An 18,057-nucleotide genomic window follows, 5' to 3' on the forward strand; every position below is an offset into this window, starting at 1 on the left:
TACGTTCATGCACAGAGAGGACTTCATGGATGCGGACATCCGCGTCTTGATGGCCTGTGAACATGACACCCTGGAGGCTGGCATGGAGAGAGGGGCGCGTGGAGGTGGAGCGGCGGAGCGACGAGGGGGCGAGTGGTGGAGGCGCTGGGGCGTCGCGATCGTGATGCTCAGTCTTTTGGCGACGACCGCCTTCGCCCAGACCGATGGAACGACAGAGTCTCAAGCCACAAGGCACTATCGGATTCCGGCTCAATCCCTCAACACGGCGTTGCGCGATTTTGCGTTGGCATCGGGGCTCCAAGTGAGTTTTCCCGACGACGTGGCGGCCGGCAGGACCTCGCGCGAACTGGTCGGGACCTATACGCCGGAAGAGGCGTTGTCGGAGCTGCTGGCGGGAACCGGCCTGTCGTTCCGCTTCACGGCGGCCGATACGGTGACCTTGGAACGGGCCAGACGCACGGCGGTTCCTGTTGTGCTGACGGCGAACGGCACTGCGTCGGCGGCACCGACGACTGGGCCCGACCAGCCTGCTTCGACTGGAGCCAGGCCCGTGAAGGTGCCGGAAATCATCGTGTTGGATGTGCAGGAGCGGAATCTGCCGGATCAGGAAGCGGTCAAGGAGGTTGCGGGCACGGTCAATGTCGTCACCCGCGAGGAAATTCAGCGCGCGCGCCCCAAGAATGCGGATGAAATGTTGCGCCGGATTCCCGGCGTCAACGTGCTCGATGAGTATGGCCAAGGGTTGCGGCCGAACATCGGCATCCGCGGCATGGATCCGCGGCGCAGCAAGAACATCCTCCTGTTGCTGGACGATGTGCCGATTCAGCCGGCCCTGTTCGGGGATGCTTCCACGTATTACATGGTGCCGATCGAGCGCATCGACCATATTGAAGTGATCAAGGGCGGCGCCTCCGTGCTCTACTCGCCCAACACTCAAGGCGGGTTGATCAATTTCATTCGGAAACGCATCCCCGCGACGCCGACGTTTTCTACGACGAACACCTTCGGCAGCTTCAACTTCTTTCAGTCCGACACGCAGTACGGCGGGTACTTCGGCAACTTCGGCGCGCAACTGGGCTACCTCCGTCGCCAGTCGGACGGCTTCCGGCAGCGGAGCGCGTCCCAGCTGGATGATTTCACGATGCGGTTCGAGGCGAATCCGGACGATCGCACAAGGATCACCGCCAACATCTCTTGGTACGAGGAAACGACGCAGACGCCGGGCAGCCTCACCCCCACGCAGTATCGCAACGACCGTACCCTGGCGGGAAAACCGCTGGATGAATTCAAGGGGCAGCGGGGAGCGATCGATCTCACGGCGACGCGGGAGATCAATGCCCACAACCAGGCCAAGGTTCTCGTCTACGGCAATGTCTTCGAGCGGAATTGGTACATCCAGGATCAAGCCGCCAATGGAACGCTGCTCGAGACGAGCACCAATTTTTTGCGGAAATTTAACGTGTTCGGCGTGGTGCCGCAGCACCAGTTCACCTTTTCCCTTTTCGGCTTGGATCAAAGGATCACCACCGGATTCCGCTACCATGCCGAACGCTTGACCGACATCAGGGGCGTCGGCACGGCCGGCTCAAAAATCAGCAGTACGACGAACAATGCCGACCTCGAATCGGTGGCCTATGCGGCCTACACGGAGACCGCCATCAGGCTGACCGAAGCGCTGACCATTTCTCCGGGTATCCGCTGGGAGCAGGTGAACCAGAGTCGGGAGACCATGAATGCGGTCCCTCCGGCGGGAGGCAATTTCAAGGGCTATAAGACCACGCAAGGACTAATCTATGGCACGGGGGTCAAGTATCAACTCACACCGGACAGTCTGTTGTTTGGGCACGTGCACACCACGTTTCGTCCGCCGACCTTCGCCAATGCCGTCGATCCGACCAGCGGCACGGCGCAAGACTTGTCGGCTGAGCGGGCCTTGAGCTCCGACATCGGAGTTCGTTTTACCATCCTACCGGGCGTGAGCGGAGAACTCGCGCTGTTCCGGGCCGAGTTCAGCAACCAAATCGTGCAGCAGGGCAGTCAGTTCGTCAACGCGGGTAAGACCTTGCAGGAAGGTATCGAAAGCACGCTCCACCTCGACTGGGGGGAGATCGTGCGCCCGCTGCAAGGGTTCGTCACGAGGGGCAGCATCACGCTGCTCCGGCCGAAATCGCTCTCCGGCGCCACGGACGGCAAGGACCTGCCCTATGCGCCGCGCATGACCTTTTATGGATTGGTGGGTTACTACCATCCGACCGGCGCCTCGATCGAGGCGGATGCGCTGTTCATCGCGCAGCAGTTCACCGACGGGGCGAACACTCAGGTGGAGAATGCCCTCGGCACCAACGGGGCGATTCCGTCCTACACCATCTGGAACCTGCGATTGAACTACGCACCGCCGAAGGCGCGTTGGGCCCTGTTTGCCGGTGTGCGCAACCTGACCGACGAGTCGTTCATCGCACAACGCACGACCGGAAGTTTCATCGGCATCCAGCCGGGCGAAATCCGAAACTTTTACGGCGGCTTCTCCTGGAGGTTTTAACCGGTCGGATCAACGGGGCCGCACGGCCCCTTTTCTCAAGGAGTCTGGATCATGATGGGGACGAGATTGATGTTTGGATTGTGGAGCATCGTGGCGATGGGGAGTGGGGTGATTGCGTCTCCCGCCGGGGCGCACTTCGTCTGGGTCGAGACGGAGGCGACTGCATCGGCGGATGCGGGGTTGCCGCTGAAGATCTATTTCGGTGAGTACGCCGAGCTCCTGCGCGAGGAGCGAGGCGGGCGATTGGATCAGATCGATGGCGTGACCTTGCGGGTGCAGCACGCCAAGCAGGGCAGAACCGACGTGTCCCTGACCAAGCAGATCAATCACTTTGCCGGCTCCCTGTCCGCCTGTACACCGGGCCCCAACGCCGTGCTGGCCGAACAGGCCCAGGTGCCGGTGCAGGACTTGCGTAAGTATGACATCGGTGTGGTGAAGCCGATGTTTTACGCGCGAACGTCCTTCCTGTGTGTGGAAGAGGGGCGCATCAACGAGCATGAGCGTGGACCGGTCGCCCCGATGGACCTCGATCTGATCCCGCTGACCAAGGGGCTGAGCCTGGCCACGGGGCGCATGACCCATGCTCCTGGTGGAGAGATCGTCGTCAAGGCGGTCTTCAAGGGCAAGCCGCTTCCGAACACGCAGGTGTTGGTACACGCGCCCAACGGCTGGGACAAGGAACTCAAGAGCGACGCCGAAGGTATCCTGGCCTTTACCCCGCTGTGGCCGGGGCGGTATGTCCTCGAAGTCGTACAGGTCGAACCGACGCCGGGGGAATTTCAAGGGAAGCCGTACGAAGCCGTTCGGCATCGCAGCACCCTGTCCCTGCAGGTGAAGGCTGAGCGTTCGAGGGCGGAGTAACGTGAGCCGTGCAGGGGCCGAACGTCTCGTCCGGCAGGCCCATCGTTGGGTCAGCATAGGCGCGGTGGGGTTTTTCCTCCTGTCGCTCGTGACCGGGCTGCTCTGGGCGGATGCCAAGTTTCTCTATTGGGACGAACGGTACAAGGAGAAGCGGCATCCGCTCGCAGGACCGCCGGTGGATTCCGCGCAGGTGCCGCTCGATCGCGCGCTGGCGTTGGCGGCGTCGTCTGTCGAGGGACGGGCGGTCGTCGAGCAGGCGGTCCTCCGCGCTGATTTCGGGCGGCTCTTCTATGAAGTGAAGGTGCGGGCCGAGGGCGGGCCGGTGATTCTGCTGGTGGATGCCATGACCGGTGAACGGTTGTCGCCGATCGCGCCGGAGTTGGCGCCGGTGATCGCCGCGCAATATGTGCCGACGCCGGCACCGGTGCTGGGCGTGGAGGTGGAGCGGTACAAGCCGCGAAAGAAGAAACGTGTCTACGATGCCGTGCGCGTCCGGTTCGATGATGCCGAGGCCACGGAGATCGTGCTGGACCGGCAGACCGGGGAAATCCTGGAAGACGAAGGGCGGTGGCGTAGGGTCCACTTTGCCGTCATGCAGTTGCACCAGTTGAACTTTTTCGGCTTTGAAAAAACCCTGCTCAACATTCCCGGAGTCCCGATGCTCTTCATGAGCCTCTCCGGCCTATTGCTCTGGGGGTTCCATCGTGCCAGGGCGCGCCGGGCCAGGCTGTAGCGTTTTCTTTTATCTCTTGTTTAGAATGTCACGCGGGAGGCCGGCGTGACGATTCGCACCATCAAGGGCCGTATTGTGCTCGCCATCGTGCTGGTGGGCTGCATCCCGCTGGTGATCGGCCTGGTGCTGGCGTCGATGTCCGGCATGCGGTCCCTGCGCGACGTGATCGGCGGCAATTTCCAAGCGATCGCCGAACAGGCCGCTGATCGGCTGACCATGCTCGTCCAGAGCCAGGTGCAGGGGGTACGCCTCCTTGCCTCCGCGCCCTTGCGGGTGCGCCAGCCGGTGGAAGCCGCGAATCTCTCCTATCCGGGCGAATGGACCGAGACACAGCGCCTCATCCAGGCGCGGGCGCAGGAATGGGAAAAGGGTCGTGAGAGTGCCGCCCGCCTGCTGAATTCCGAACTCTCCCGTTTTCTCCTCGAAACCAAGGTGCGGGACGGCGATAAGATGGTCGGGCTGCTGATCACCGACCGCTACGGTGCCTTGGTCGCCGCCAGCTCGGAGCCGGACCATTATTTCCTCAGCCAGGAACCTTGGTGGGAAGCGTTACAGAGCGGTGGACTGGACCGAGTCTATGTCAGTGGCGTGATTCCCGGGCAGGAAGGCTCCTTCCGGACGCCTGAGGAGACCATCGATATCGCCGTTCCCATCCTGGACGACCACCAGCATGCGATCATCGGCGCCATCAAGGCATCCTACCGATTTGACTCGCTGTTTGCGATGATCAAAGAAATCCGCATCGGGCAGACCGGCCACGCCATGCTGTTCGATGCGGCCGGCGAGCCCCTCGTGTGTCCTATCCTGCCGCGACGGGCGCATCGGATTCCCAGCCAGTTGATGGCCAAGATCGTCTCCTCGGATCCGGGGTGGGAAATCGCGGAGGACGACGGCCACGGGGCGACCGATACGGTGGTGGGGTATGCGCCGGTCACGGGCCTGAACCTGCCGGATACCTCCTGGCACGTCTTCGTGCGGCAGCAACCGGAAGAAACCTACGCGCCGATTCGCGATCAGCTGAGGAACCTGGCCCTCATCGGCGTCGTGATGTTGGGGTTGCTCTGGGCGATGGGACGGTATGTCGCGGCGCGTATCGCGCGGCCTATCCAGGTGTTGAAGACGGGGGTCGAAGCGATCAGTCAGGGTACCTACGATGGCCCGCTCGATATCAGGACGGGGGATGAGTTTGAGGAACTGGCCGTGGCCGTGCATCGCATGGCGGACCGACTCCAGGCCTCCCGTGGAGAACTGGAAACCTTGAACGCGGAACTGACGCACCGTGTCGAAGAGAAGACGGCGGAAATTACCCGCCAGATGCGGAAGTTGGAGCTGTCCGAACGACTGGCGACGCTCGGCAAGGTGGCGAGCGGCATCGCCCATGAGATCAACAATCCGCTCGGCATCATTTTAAACCGGATCGAATGTATGGAGGCGGAAGCGGCGCAGACGCAGGTGCCCGACGACGTGAGCCGGGACCTGGTGGCGATCCGCACCCAGGCGGAGCGCATCTCGCGGGTGACCCGCAGCATTCTCACCTTCTCGCGCGGCACGGTCTCGACCTTGAAGCCGCTCGATGTGAACTGCGTGGCGCGGACCTGTGTGGCGATGGCGGGCGAACGGGTGGCGACGCTGTCGGTCCGCATCGAGTCGCACCTGTCGCCCGAACTCGCGCCGGCCATGGGAGATCGAGACCGGTTGGAGACGGTGCTGCTCAACCTGATCAACAATGCCATCGACGCAGTGGTCGGCTTCACGAACCAGGGCCTGGTGACCCTGCGGACGGAACGGCTGACGGTGGAAGGAGAGGACTGGGTGCGTATCAGCGTCTCGGACAACGGTCCCGGTGTGCCGTCGACCATCCTCGATCGAATCTTCGACCCCTTCTTTACGACCAAGCCGGCCGGCCAGGGCACGGGGCTTGGGTTATTTCTGAGTTACGGCATCGTGTCGGATCACCGTGGCCGTATCGAGGTGCGGAACGAGTCCTCCGGCGCGGCGTTCGACGTGTACTTACCTGCGGTGGGCTGCGGAGCCCCCGCTCATGAAGGAGTACCATGGGGATTGCAGGAAAAGTTTTGATCGTCGACGACGAGCAAGATGCGCTGGAAAACTGTCGCCGCATTCTGAGCCGCGTGCCCTATCACTGTCTGACCGAAAACGATCCGGTTCGCGCGCTCGACGTGATTCAGCGGGAACGCCCTGGGTTGATCCTCACGGATCTGCGGATGCCGATTTTGGACGGCATCGAAGTGCTGACGGCCGCGAAGCGATTCGATCCTGCCGTGCAGGTCGTGCTGTTGACGGCTCATGCCACCGTGCAGACTGCGGTGACCTCGATGCGGTACGGGGCGTTCGACTACATCACCAAGCCGTTTACGAGCGCGGATCTCGTACAGGTGGCGCGCCGCGCGTTCGGCGAGGACGGCCAGGCCGTGAAGGCGGAGCGGGCGGCGAACGAGGCGGAAACGCGGGAGGAAGGACTGGCCGGTCAATCGAGGCAGTCCCGCCATGCGGGATTGGCGCGGGTGATCGGCGAGAGCGCCGCCATGCAGTCGGTCTTCGATTTGATCGAAAAAGTGGCCCCGACGCCGTCCAACGTCTTGGTCTACGGCGAGAGCGGCACGGGGAAAGAATTGGTCGCCCATGCCATTCACGACGCCAGCCTGCGGGCCGATCGTCCCTTCATTCCGGTGGACTGCGTGTCGTTGCCGGATACGCTGCTCGAATCCGAATTGTTCGGGCATGAGAAAGGGGCCTTCACCGGGGCCCACGTCTCGAAACCTGGCCTGTTCGAGATCGCAGCCGGCGGGACCGTGTTCCTCGACGAGGTGAGCGGGATGAGCCAGACCCTGCAGTCGCGTCTCCTGCGCGTGTTACAGGAACGGCAAGTTCGGCGGGTGGGCGGCATTCGCTTCATGGACGTCGACGTGCGGGTGATCGCGGCGTCGAACCAGGATCTCGAGGCGGCTTGCCGTCGCGGCGAGTTTCGAGAAGACCTCTACTATCGCCTAAATGTCATTCCCATCGCCCTGCCCCCGCTTCGTCAGCGCGAGGGGGATGTCGTCTTGCTGGCGCGTGAGTTCCTCCGGCGGTTCATCCGGCAGCAAGGTGCGATGGCGACCTCGGTCCCGGAATTGGATCGGGATGCGAGCGACCTGCTCTCGGCCTACGGCTGGCCTGGAAACGTGCGTGAACTGCAAAACGTGATCGAACGGGCGGCGGTCTTGGCCGACGGGCCGATGATTACCCGCGCCCATTTGCCTGAGCGGCTCAGGGCGAATGGGGCCGAAGACACGGCGCCCGCCGAACCGGGCTCCTTCAAACATGCGAAGCAAGTTGCGGTCACGACCTTCGAGCGCGGGTTCCTGATTGACCTCCTCAAGCGGCATGACGGACACATGGGGCGGGCCGCGAGGGAGGCCGGCGTCGATCGAAAGACCATCGAGCGGATGGTCAAGAAGCACGGACTGCGCGAGCTCTTCTAGCTCACGCGTCGTATGTTCGCGCACCGTTTCCTGCCACGCCTCACCGTGTGCGTTCACGATGCCGCTTACGCCGCTGCCGCTTCCTCTGTCGATGGGGCGTCGCTGTCCCATCGGGATAATTTCTAGGACACCTCGCACCTGCCAGCAAATTCAATCTGTTTCGCGATCATGCGGAATTTTAATGGGGCGTCTGCGCCCCATTTTTTCATGTCACCGTTTCAATTCACTCCAAAAATCCCACATTCATTGCCATTCTTGATGGTGGCGAAAAGGAACGAAAATTGCTCAGTCCCCGTCCGTCTTTGTACGTGCAGCGGCAGGTGCGTGGTCGGATCGTCGCTTCCTGGTTTCTTCGCGTTCCTAGGCGCGGGCCATGGCGGGCCTGTGCCTGTGGAGGCCACGCGGCTGCCGCGAACATCATAAGTGGGCCTGAAGGACCGGCCTCCTGAGCGTTCCACCTTATGACGGTGCAGGCTCCCTTCGAGCCTGCACCACGCACGTCGTTCTGCAGGGAAGCGATTATGGTTTCAAGAGGAGGTAGGTCAATGAGATCGGGACGAAGTGGACCTCGGAAGATGAAGCAACGGAAGGCGCGCGCAGCCCTACGGTACATGTTGGGCGTGATGCTGCCTTCGGTCTGTCTCGGCGTGTTTTCAATCGCGTCGGCGGCGCCGGCGGATTTGCACGCGACGGCCCACAGCCAACCAGCTTGGGCTGAGCAACTCAAGGGGCAGACCATCATCGAGGATGCCCAGGAGGGGCATGTCGAGCGGACGGCCATGATGGAGCGCCAGCACCAGCGCATCATGGAGAAGATCAATGAGCAGTTGGTGCACGACGCCGAAGTGCAGCGGACAGGTGGGCAGTACAACAACGTCAACATGCTGCACCAATACGGCGCGGGCAATCAGGACATTCTCCTGATGTCGAACAGCGGGGCCGAGCCGGTCTCCACCGGCGGCGGCCGGTGTCCGGCGACGGCGCCGGTGCGGGCCTATGACGTCTCCGCGATCAACGTCGAGATCTCCCTCAACATGTGGCTCGACTACTATCCCGGCTACATGTACGTGCTGACGGAGAACATCGACAAGGTCCGGGCGGAAGAGACACGCAACCGGGACGCCCGTGAGAAAGAGGGATATGATCCGGGCGCCGTGAAGAACGGCCTGCAGAGCCAGTGGATTCAGCCGCTGGTCATCCGCGGCAACCAGGGCGACTGTGTGAAGCTCACGCTTCGCAACCAATTGGAAGGTGAGGAAGAAGTCAGCCTGAACATCCACGGCTCCAGCATGGTCATGTCGGCGACGGGTCAACCGGCTACGACAACCAATCCGGACAGCATCGCCGCCAAGGGCAAGGCCGTAGAGATGGAATGGTACATCCCGCCCACGCAGCAGGAGGGCAGCCGGCAGTTCCATTCCTACAGCAACGACCGTGAATTGACCGTGATGGGACTCTTCGGCACCTTCGTGGTCGAGCCGAAGGGATCCGAGTACCTGGAGCCGTTGGGCAGCGGCGAGCCGCAGCTTGCGAAGAGCGGCTGGCAAGTCATGATCAAGAACGGCTCGGGCCCGGATTTCCGTGAGTTCGTGCTGTTCTATCACGAGGTCGGCGATGAGGCCTTCCGCCCCTTGAACAAGAAGGGCGACTTCATCCCGCAGCGCGACCCGCTCACCGACGTCTATCGCCCGGTGGCCCGTGCGTTGAACTACCGCAGCGAACCGTTCGGCGTCGACAACATGCAAACGCAGCACGAATACTTCGGCTTCGAGGACGAGTCGATGGCCTACAGCGCCTATACCTTCGGCGATCCGGCTACGACGATTCCTCGCAGCTACCTCGGTGACCCGGCCAAATTCCGGCTGGTGCACGGCGGCTCCGAAGTGTTCCACTCGCACCATCCGCACGGCGGCTCCATCCGTTGGCCGCGCAGCCCGCGGGCCATCGATGAAATGCCCCTGTGGCATGCGGCCAAGAACGGCCCGGTGAAATACCCGGTGATCCGGACCAAGTCGGACCGTGTCGACGTGGAAGTCATCGGTCCGTCCGAGACCATGGACCTGGAGACCGAGTGCGGCTCCGGTCTCTGCCAGCAGCTGGCGGGCGACTTCCTGTTCCACTGCCACGTGGCCCATCACTACATCGCGGGCATGTGGGGCTATTGGCGGGTCTACAACACCATTCAGCAGGGCGCGCATCATAACGACGTGATGCCGGACCTGTTGGAATTGCCGGACCGCAAGGGCCGGATCAAGGTGGGCGTGACCTCGGACGAGCTGATCGGCAAGACCGTCGATTGGTTCGGCAAGCAGTTCAAGATCATCGAGAAGGGCAAGAGCGATTGGAAGGCGGAACCGGCCATCGTGACCATCAAGGATTGGGTCGAGATGCAGTTCCCGCCGCAGGGCAAACCCGGACACAAGGACGACGAACGTGGGCAGACCCTGGCCTACGATGCGAGCGTGGTGGATTGGGTCTGGCAGGGCAACCGCGCCATGACCGAACGTGAAAACACGGTGCCGAATCCGCGTTATCAATCGGCCCATCCGGGAGAGCGCCTGCCGATCATCTTCGAGCCGGCGACCGGCAAGGTGTCCTGGCCGCACTTGAAGCCGCACTTCGGCCGGCGTGTGGCGTTCTCGAACAATCACAATCCGTCGCCGTGGCTGGACATGATCCACCTCGACGAGGACGGCTTGCCGAGTTCCTATCCGGCCAAGCCGGGCGAGAACGGGCGCTGGAGCATGTGCCCGGAGAATGCCGGGTCTAAGAAGTTCAACGTGCACTTCATCCACACGCCGATGATGTTGGCCGACAAGCAGGGCGACACGCCGGCCATCATGGATGAAGGCGGGTTGATCTATGTCTTGCACGAAGAAGAAGCGGAAGTCCGGAAGAACAACGACCGGAAGTATCCGCTGGTCGTGCGGTCGAACATCTATGACTGCATCGACTGGATGCTGACCAGCGAATGGGAAGACGACGACCACTCGAATTTCCATTCTTCCAAGGTCAACACGCACTGGCACTTCCTGCAGTTCGACAACCAGTCGTCGGACGGTGTGATCACCGGCTTCTCGTACGAGCAGTCGGTGCGTCCGTTCACGATGCTGGAAAAGAAAGTGGATAAGGGCTTGCCGATGCCCTTGAACACCGTGTTCACCAAGGCCGCCAAGAAGGGCGACCGGGTCATCACCGTCAAGAATGCCGCGCAGTATCACCCGAATGTGGAGATCCTGATCGGGGCGGACAACGTCGGTGGCAATGAGATCGGCCGCGTCAAGTCCATCAAGGGCAACGAGATCACCCTCTATCGTCCGCTGAAGAACGACCACCCAGTGAAGGACATCGTGACGGTCGAATTCGTGCGGCAGCGGTTCTGGGTGGATTCGGATGTCGGCACCGTGTTCTGGCACGACCATGCGTTGGGCCGGGTGACGTGGGGCCACGGCGGATTCGGCACGATGATCATCGAGCCGGTGGGGTCGACCTATCACAATCCCAAGACCGGTGCGCCGATCCGGAGCGGTCCCTTGGCGGACATCCGGACCGTGGAGCCGGTGGGCTATGGCGTGAACGGCAGCTTCCGTGAACTCATGGTCCAGTTGAACGACAGCGTGCCGCACACGATCAACATCGTGACGGCAGGCAACCCCCCGGGTCAGCCGGTGGAAGTGGCCTTGGAAGCGGGGAAGACCATTTCGTTCCCGATTCCGGACCATATCAAGATGACGCCGATGCCGTTCTTGAACGGCGGCACGCATACGACGGGCGGCAGTCTGAACTTCCGGGCGGAGCCGATCTCCGGCCGAATGATTGCCAACCCGGATCCGTCGAAGCTGTTCAGCAGCACCGTGCACGGCGATCCCTATACGCCGATGTTACGGGCTTATTTGGGCGATACCATCGTGTTCCGGCTGTTGCAGACCATGACCAACGAGTCCATGGTCTGGACGCTGTCCGGCCATACCTATCTGACCGAGCGGTATGCCGGCGATGCGAACCGGAAGAACTCCATCCATGTCGGGATCGCCGAGCGGTACGACCTGGTAGTGCCGCAAGCGGGCGGACCGAGATTGCAGGCGGGCGACTACATCCACTTCAACGGTCGTTCGTCGAAGTTCTCGGAAGGCGCCTGGGGCATCGTGCGCGTGCTGGATAAGGAAACGCCCGATCTACAGAAGTTGCCGGCCGGCTACAGCGGCCGCAACGAGATTCCGAAGGCCTTGGCGGTCTGCCCCGCCGATGCGCCGGTGAAGAACTTCAACGTCGTGGCACTGGATTTCCCGTCCATGAAGTTGAATCCGAACGCGCCGGATGCCATCGAGGTGGACTTCGAACGCACCATCCAGATGGTCAACCCCGACGCCAAGATCTATGCGTTGGAGGAAGACGTGGCGGCGGTGGCGTCCGGCCTGCAGCCGATGCCGCTGACGTTGCGGGCGAACGTCGGAGACTGCTTGAAGGTCAAGTTGACCAACAAGATGAAGCAGGGCCGGGCGTCCTTCTCGGCGCTGGGCCTGGCCTTCGATCCGAAGGATTCTCAGGGGGCAAACGTCGGCAACAATCCGGGCGAACAAACCGTCGCCCCGGGTGAGAGCCGCGTGTACACGTACTACGCCGATCCCTTCCTTGGGGAAACGGCCTCCCTGGTGTGGGATTGGGGGAACGTGATGACCAATCCGCGCAACGGGTTGTTCGGCGGTATCGTGATCGGCCCGAAGGGGGCCACCTATCGCGATCCGAAGACTGGTGCGGACATCTCCACGAAGAACAGCTGGGTCGCCGATGTCATCGTCGATCGCACGATCCAGGGCTACGAGCATCGCCAGAATTATCGCGATGTGGCCCTGTTCTTCCAGGATGAAGACAACATCATCGGCACCAGCTTCATGCCCTACGTGCAGAACACGGCGGGTTTGACGGCCGTCAACTATCGCTCGGAACCCTATAAGTTCCGCGAAGCCAACGGCTGCACGCTGGGCAAGGTGTTCCAGCCTTGCTCCGTGGACAAGCCGGACAGCATTGCCACGCCGCTCATCGAGGCGCATGCGGGAGATCCCGTGCGCATCCATGTGTTCGGTGCGAGCAACGAGCAGAACGGCATGTTCAGCGTGGAGAAGCATGAATGGCCCATCGAGCCGTTCATGCGCGGCGCCGATCAGATCAGCGTCGTGGAGTTCTCCGCGTCCGAGGCGTTGGATGCCTTCATCCCGGCCGCCGGTGGCAGCTTCCGTCTGCCGGGCGACTACGTGTGGAGCAACCAGCGGCTGCCCTATGCCCAGTCCGGGCAGTGGGGCTTGCTGAAGGTGTTGCCGGTTGACGATCAGCGGATCCTCCCGCTGAGCCAGCAGGCCCCTTCGGTCAAGCGGGCGGAGTCCGGCTCGGGTGATACCATGGTCACCCGAACGTCGAACGCCGTTCGGTAAGTGGTGAGGGCGGCGCCTCGCACGAGGCGCCGCCACATGGATGCAGTGCCGGTCCTAATCACCAGACTGCGGGAGGGCCTCACGGTTCTCCCGCAGTTGTGTTTTCAGCCGCAAGCCCGTCACTCCTGCCCGCTCATCGCGCTCGGCGGCGCGCGACCAAGTCTTGCAAGATCTTCAGGTCCAGGGCGCCGGGGATGAGATCGTCTCCCACGATGAAGGCGGGCGTGCCGTTGATGCCGAGGTCCTTGGCCAACCGTCGGTTCCGGTCGATGGTCTGTTGCCACTCCTCCTTCGCCATGTCTCGTTCCAACCGTTCCGCATCAAGGCCGGCGTCACGGGCGATCTGCAGCAGCGTCTCCCTGGTCAAGTCCTGCTTCGTGCCCAGCAGGGCTTCGTGGAAGGCGCGGTGCTTCCCTTGCACCACCGACGCGAGCGCAGCTTTGGCGGCCAACTCCGACGCTTCCCCGAGGATCGGGAAGTCCTTATAGACGACGCGCACATGGGCATCTTGCTGCTGCAATTGCGTCAATGCGCCGGCCGCTTTTTTGCAGTAGCCGCAACGGTAGTCGAAGAATTCCACCACCGTCACGTCGCCGGATTGGTCCCCGCTCACCGGCGAGGCCGGATCATGCAGTAACTCCTGTTGGTGCCGGGCGAGGGCGGCCTGTTGTCGTTGTTGCTCTTCCGCCGCACGTTTATTTTCCAGCGCTTGCAGCGACTGTTCGATCACGTCCGGGTGAGCGCGGATGTATTGCTCGATCAAGTGATCCAGCGCGCGTCTGGTGACGGCGTCGTCAGGAAGGTCAGCCGGGTTCGAAGGAGAAGGAAAGGCGAGCCCCGTCGTGATGAGCGAGGCGGCGAGGAAAAGACGCATGCGACCGCTGCCTAATATCATTCGGCCTCCGTATGGTGCCAGGTGAACGCGTTTCAGTGAACGAGGGAGGGAGTATACAGAAATCTCTGTCGTCGAGGCGGATACCGGTCAGTTGGCCGGGTCGACGGGCAGTTTGAGGATCTTCACGATGTGCTGCTCGTCGTTCAGCTCGAACGCGATGTGATCGCCGACGCTGAGCTGCTGGAGCAGCCGGCGCTCGGTGACCGGAAGGGCGCGCGATTCCCCCGACGGCATCCGGATGGTCAGCAGCAGCGTGTCCTGGTCGATTGCGACGATGGTGCCGCCGAGAAGCGCGCTCTCGGAGACTGTCGGCGCTGCGATCAAAGCGGTCGGGCTTGCCAGTGACAGGATGACGCTCAGGAGTTCGGACAGCATGCGGTATTGTAGCGCGCTACAACGGCGATCGAAACCGGCAAATCAGGACCGGGATTTTCCGGTTGCGCTGACTGGGCGCCCGCACTATCTTGAGAAAATGAACAGGGACCTCGCATGAGCCCCAATGGGGACGGCATGCCGGTGGTGCTCACGATCAATGCCGGATCTTCGAGCCTGAAGTGGGCGCTGTTTCGCCTTGAGGCCTCGCCGGTCCGAATCGCGACGGGCCGGATCGAACGGATCGGCCTGCCGGATGCCCTCGTGAACAGCATCGATGTGGAGACCGGCCGGAGCGAGCAACGAACCGCTCAGGTGGCGGATCATGCCGCGGCCCTGGCGCTGCTCACGGATCAACTGGCGCGGAGCGGCCGCGCTCTCACCGTGCAGGCCATCGGTCATCGGGTCGTCCATGGCGGCGACCGCTATGGGGAGCCTGCGCTGGTGTCGCCGGAGATGTTGGTTGAACTGCAGCGTCTCAGTCCCTACGATCCCGAACATATGCCGGCGGAACTCGGTTTGATCGAATCCCTGACAGAGCGATATCCGCAGGTGCCGCAGGTGGTCTGTTTCGATACGGGATTTCACCGGCACCTTCCGGCCGTGGCGCGGCTGCTGGCCATTCCACGCCGATATGAACGGATGGGCGTGCGGCGGTATGGGTTTCACGGCCTGTCCTACGCCTACCTCATGGAGGAATTGGAACGGGTGGCGGGGCGCGAGGCAGCCCACGGTAGGGTGATCTTGGCCCATCTGGGAAACGGAGTCAGCATGGCCGCCGTGCGCGATGGGATCGGGATCGATACCACGATGGGCTTCACGCCCACCGCCGGCCTGCCGATGAGCAGCCGGTCCGGCGATTTGGACCCGGGCCTCTTTGCGTACCTCGCCAAGACCGAAGGCATGACCGCGGAGGAGTTCCACGATATGGTGAACGCGCGTTCCGGCCTCCTGGGTGTTTCCGAGACCAGCTCCGATCTGCGCGATCTGCTGGCCCGAGAGGCGGAGGATGAGCGGGCCGCGGAAGCCGTCGCGCTCTTCTGTTATCAGGGGAAGAAATGCATCGGCGCCTATGCTGCGGCGCTGGGTGGCTTGGACCAGCTCGTGTTCAGCGCCGGGATCGGTGAACATTCGCCGGTCGTGCGGGAGCGTATGTGCAAAGGCCTGGACCATTTGGGCATCCGCCTGGATCCAGCGCAGAACGAAGCCGGAGCGGCGGTGATTTCCGCGGCGGACAGCCCCGTCGTCGTGCGGGTCATTCGCACCGACGAGGAGAGCCAGATCGCGCGCGCGGTCTGCCGGTGGCTGAAGTTGGAGACAGGTTGTTGACCACGAGAACCATGTGAACCACGAAGAGGGACGGCATGACACAGACGAAGACAACGACGACCAATCCCTTGAGTCCTGAGCTGCTTCACCGCATCGACGCCTATTGGCGCGCCACGAATTATCTGTCGGTCGGACAGATTTATCTCTTCGACAATCCCCTCCTGAAGCAGCCGCTGAAACGGGAACATATCAAGCCGCGCCTGCTCGGCCATTGGGGCACGACGCCGGGCTTGAATTTCATCTACGTACACCTGAACCGCATCATCAAGGAGCGCGATCTCTCGGTGCTCTACATCACGGGGCCCGGCCACGGCGGGCCTGGACTGGTGGCCAACGTGTATTTGGAAGGCACTTACAGCGAGGTCTATCCGAACATCGGACAGGATGCAGCGGGCATGCAACGCCTGTTCAAACAATTTTCCTTTCCCGGCGGCATTCCCAGCCATGTAGCGCCGGAGACGCCGGGCTCCATCCACGAAGGCGGTGAGTTGGGGTATGCCCTGGCCCACGCCTATGGGGCGGCATTCGACCGTCCTGAGTTGCTGGTGGCCTGCGTGATCGGCGACGGAGAGGCGGAGACCGGTCCGCTCGCGGCGAGTTGGCATGGGAACAAGTTCTTGAATCCGGCGAGGGACGGCGCGGTGCTCCCGATCCTGCACCTCAACGGCTACAAGATCGCCGGCCCCACCGTGTTGGCGCGAATGCCGCCGGATGAACTCGAATCGCTCCTGATCGGGTACGGCTATAAGCCCTACTTCGTCGAAGGCGCCAAGCCCGAGGTGATGCACCAGCTCATGGCCTCCACGTTCGACGAGGTCGTGGCCTCCATCAAGGCCATTCAGCAGGACGCGAGGACGAAGGGTTTCTCCCGCCGCCCATGCTGGCCCATGATCGTGTTGCGGACGCCGAAGGGCTGGACCGGGCCCAAGGAGGTGGACGGCAAGCAGGTGGAAGGCAGCTTCCGTTCCCATCAGGTCCCGATGGGCGACATGGATCAGCCGCAGCATGTGCAATTGCTGGAAGACTGGCTCAAGAGTTACAGGCCGGAAGAACTGTTCGACGACATGGGGAGGCTGATGCCGGAGTTGGCGCAGTTGGCTCCGACCGGAGAGCGGCGAATGGGGGCCATCGCCTGCTCGAACGGGGGCAGCGTCTTGCGCGACCTGCACCTGCCGGACTTTCGCCAGTATGCCGTGCCGGTCTTGAAGCCGGGCGCAGACGAAGCCGAAGCAACGAGGGTGCAGGGGCTCTTTCTCCGCGATGTGTTGAAGTTGAATGCCACGAACTTCCGTCTGTTCGGGCCGGACGAAACCTCCTCCAACCGCTGGACGGCGGCCTTCGAGGTGACCGACCGTTGTTCCACCGAGCAGGTGTTGCCCAGCGACGAACATGTGGCGCCGGACGGACGCGTCATGGAGGTCTTGAGCGAACATTTGTGCCAGGGCTGGCTGGAGGGGTATCTCCTGACGGGGCGCCATGGCTTCTTCAATTGTTACGAAGCCTTCATCCACATCATCGACTCCATGTTCAACCAACATGCGAAATGGCTCAAGACGACGAGGGCCATCCCCTGGCGGCGGCCGATCGCGTCGCTGAACTATCTGCTGACCTCCCACGTGTGGCGGCAGGACCATAACGGCTTCAGCCATCAAGATCCCGGCTTCATCGACCATGTGGTGAACAAGAAGGCCGAGGTGATCCGCGTCTATCTGCCGCCCGATGCGAACACGTTGCTCTATGTGACGGACCATTGCCTGCGCAGCCGACATTGCGTGAATGTGGTGGTGGCGGGGAAACAGCCTGCGCCCCAATGGCTCAACATGGAGGCGGCGATCACACATTGCACGGCCGGCATCGGCATCTGGGAATGGGCCAGCAACGACCGTGGCAGCGATCCAGACGTGGTGATGGCCTGTTGCGGCGACGTGCCGACCATGGAGACCCTGGCGGCGGTGGAGATTCTGCGCGACGCCTTGCCGAATCTCAAGGTGCGCGTCGTGAACATCGTCGACCTGATGAAGCTCCAGCCGACCAGCGAACATCCGCACGGCCTCTCCGACAAGGATTTCGACGCGCTGTTCACGACGGACAAACCCATCATTTTCGCCTTCCACGGCTATCCCTGGCTGATCCATCGCCTGACCTATCGGCGCACCAACCACCATAACCTGCATGTGCGGGGCTACAAGGAAGAGGGGACGACCACGACGCCGTTCGACATGGTGGTGTTGAACGATTTGGACCGGTTCCACCTCGTGGCCGATGTCGTGGATCGGGTGCCGCAGCTCGGCGCGCGCGCTGCCTACGTCAAGCAGGACATGCGTGACAAGCGGACGCAGCACAAGCAATACATCGCGGAGCACGGCACGGACATGCCGGAGATCAAGAACTGGAAGTGGAGCGGGAGGCGGTAG

Annotated in this window: 10 protein-coding genes; 8 read left to right on the plus strand and 2 right to left on the minus strand. The window is 62.4% G+C overall.

Annotation, left to right across the window (positions count from 1 at the left end; genetic code table 11):
• Positions 1-25: 25 nt before the first annotated feature.
• The 6 genes from HRU82_15230 to HRU82_15255 all read left to right on the plus strand — a co-directional run bounded on the left by HRU82_15230 (position 26) and on the right by HRU82_15255 (position 13,047).
• Positions 26-2,539, plus strand: a complete 2,514-nt coding sequence (locus tag HRU82_15230) for a TonB-dependent receptor (protein ID QOJ36206.1) — start codon at positions 26-28, stop codon at positions 2,537-2,539.
• A gap of 51 nt (positions 2,540-2,590) precedes the next feature.
• Entirely contained in the window at positions 2,591-3,400 is an 810-nt protein-coding gene (locus HRU82_15235) for a DUF4198 domain-containing protein (protein ID QOJ36207.1), read from the plus strand.
• 1 nt (position 3,401) lies between these two features.
• Positions 3,402-4,133 carry a PepSY domain-containing protein gene (locus HRU82_15240; protein QOJ36208.1) on the plus strand — a complete coding sequence of 244 codons (732 nt, stop codon included), beginning with the start codon at positions 3,402-3,404 and terminating at the stop codon, positions 4,131-4,133.
• A 45-nt stretch (positions 4,134-4,178) separates the two neighbouring features.
• Positions 4,179-6,212: a HAMP domain-containing protein gene (locus HRU82_15245; GenBank protein ID QOJ36209.1), complete on the plus strand. Its 2,034-nt coding sequence runs from the start codon at positions 4,179-4,181 to the stop codon at positions 6,210-6,212.
• Entirely contained in the window at positions 6,188-7,618 is a 1,431-nt protein-coding gene (locus HRU82_15250; GenBank protein QOJ36210.1) for a sigma-54-dependent Fis family transcriptional regulator, read from the plus strand. Before HRU82_15245 ends, HRU82_15250 begins: the two co-directional genes overlap by 25 nt.
• 545 nt (positions 7,619-8,163) lie before the next feature.
• Positions 8,164-13,047: a multicopper oxidase domain-containing protein gene (locus HRU82_15255; protein QOJ36211.1), complete on the plus strand. Its 4,884-nt coding sequence runs from the start codon at positions 8,164-8,166 to the stop codon at positions 13,045-13,047.
• A gap of 133 nt (positions 13,048-13,180) precedes the next feature.
• On the opposite strand, the gene HRU82_15260 is transcribed toward HRU82_15255, so the two are convergent.
• Both HRU82_15260 and HRU82_15265 read right to left on the minus strand, forming a co-directional pair.
• Positions 13,181-13,921: a DsbA family protein gene (locus HRU82_15260; protein QOJ36212.1), complete on the minus strand. Its 741-nt coding sequence runs from the start codon at positions 13,919-13,921 to the stop codon at positions 13,181-13,183.
• Between the two features lie 108 nt (positions 13,922-14,029).
• On the minus strand, positions 14,030-14,317 hold the full coding sequence (locus HRU82_15265) for a hypothetical protein (GenBank protein ID QOJ36213.1): 288 nt from the start codon (positions 14,315-14,317) through the stop codon (positions 14,030-14,032).
• Between the two features lie 114 nt (positions 14,318-14,431).
• Between HRU82_15265 and HRU82_15270 the strand changes: the two genes are divergently transcribed.
• Together HRU82_15270 and HRU82_15275 are read left to right on the plus strand one after the other, a co-directional pair.
• Positions 14,432-15,643: an acetate/propionate family kinase gene (locus tag HRU82_15270; GenBank protein ID QOJ36214.1), complete on the plus strand. Its 1,212-nt coding sequence runs from the start codon at positions 14,432-14,434 to the stop codon at positions 15,641-15,643.
• A 35-nt stretch (positions 15,644-15,678) separates the two neighbouring features.
• Positions 15,679-18,057 (plus strand): phosphoketolase family protein, encoded by a 2,379-nt coding sequence (locus HRU82_15275; protein ID QOJ36215.1) that lies wholly within the window; start codon positions 15,679-15,681, stop codon positions 18,055-18,057.

It is taken from the genome of Nitrospira sp. (genome assembly GCA_015709715.1).
Lineage (GTDB): Bacteria > Nitrospirota > Nitrospiria > Nitrospirales > Nitrospiraceae > Nitrospira_A.

Coding starts and splice junctions, on each gene's coding strand:
- HRU82_15230 (QOJ36206.1), top strand. CDS start 26: ATGGATGCGGACATCCGCGTCTTGATGGCCTGTGAACATGACACCCTG.
- HRU82_15235 (QOJ36207.1), top strand. CDS start 2,591: ATGATGGGGACGAGATTGATGTTTGGATTGTGGAGCATCGTGGCGATG.
- HRU82_15250 (QOJ36210.1), top strand. CDS start 6,188: ATGGGGATTGCAGGAAAAGTTTTGATCGTCGACGACGAGCAAGATGCG.
- HRU82_15255 (QOJ36211.1), top strand. CDS start 8,164: ATGAGATCGGGACGAAGTGGACCTCGGAAGATGAAGCAACGGAAGGCG.
- HRU82_15260 (QOJ36212.1), bottom strand. CDS start 13,921: ATGCGTCTTTTCCTCGCCGCCTCGCTCATCACGACGGGGCTCGCCTTT.
- HRU82_15265 (QOJ36213.1), bottom strand. CDS start 14,317: ATGCTGTCCGAACTCCTGAGCGTCATCCTGTCACTGGCAAGCCCGACC.
- HRU82_15270 (QOJ36214.1), top strand. CDS start 14,432: ATGAGCCCCAATGGGGACGGCATGCCGGTGGTGCTCACGATCAATGCC.
- HRU82_15275 (QOJ36215.1), top strand. CDS start 15,679: ATGACACAGACGAAGACAACGACGACCAATCCCTTGAGTCCTGAGCTG.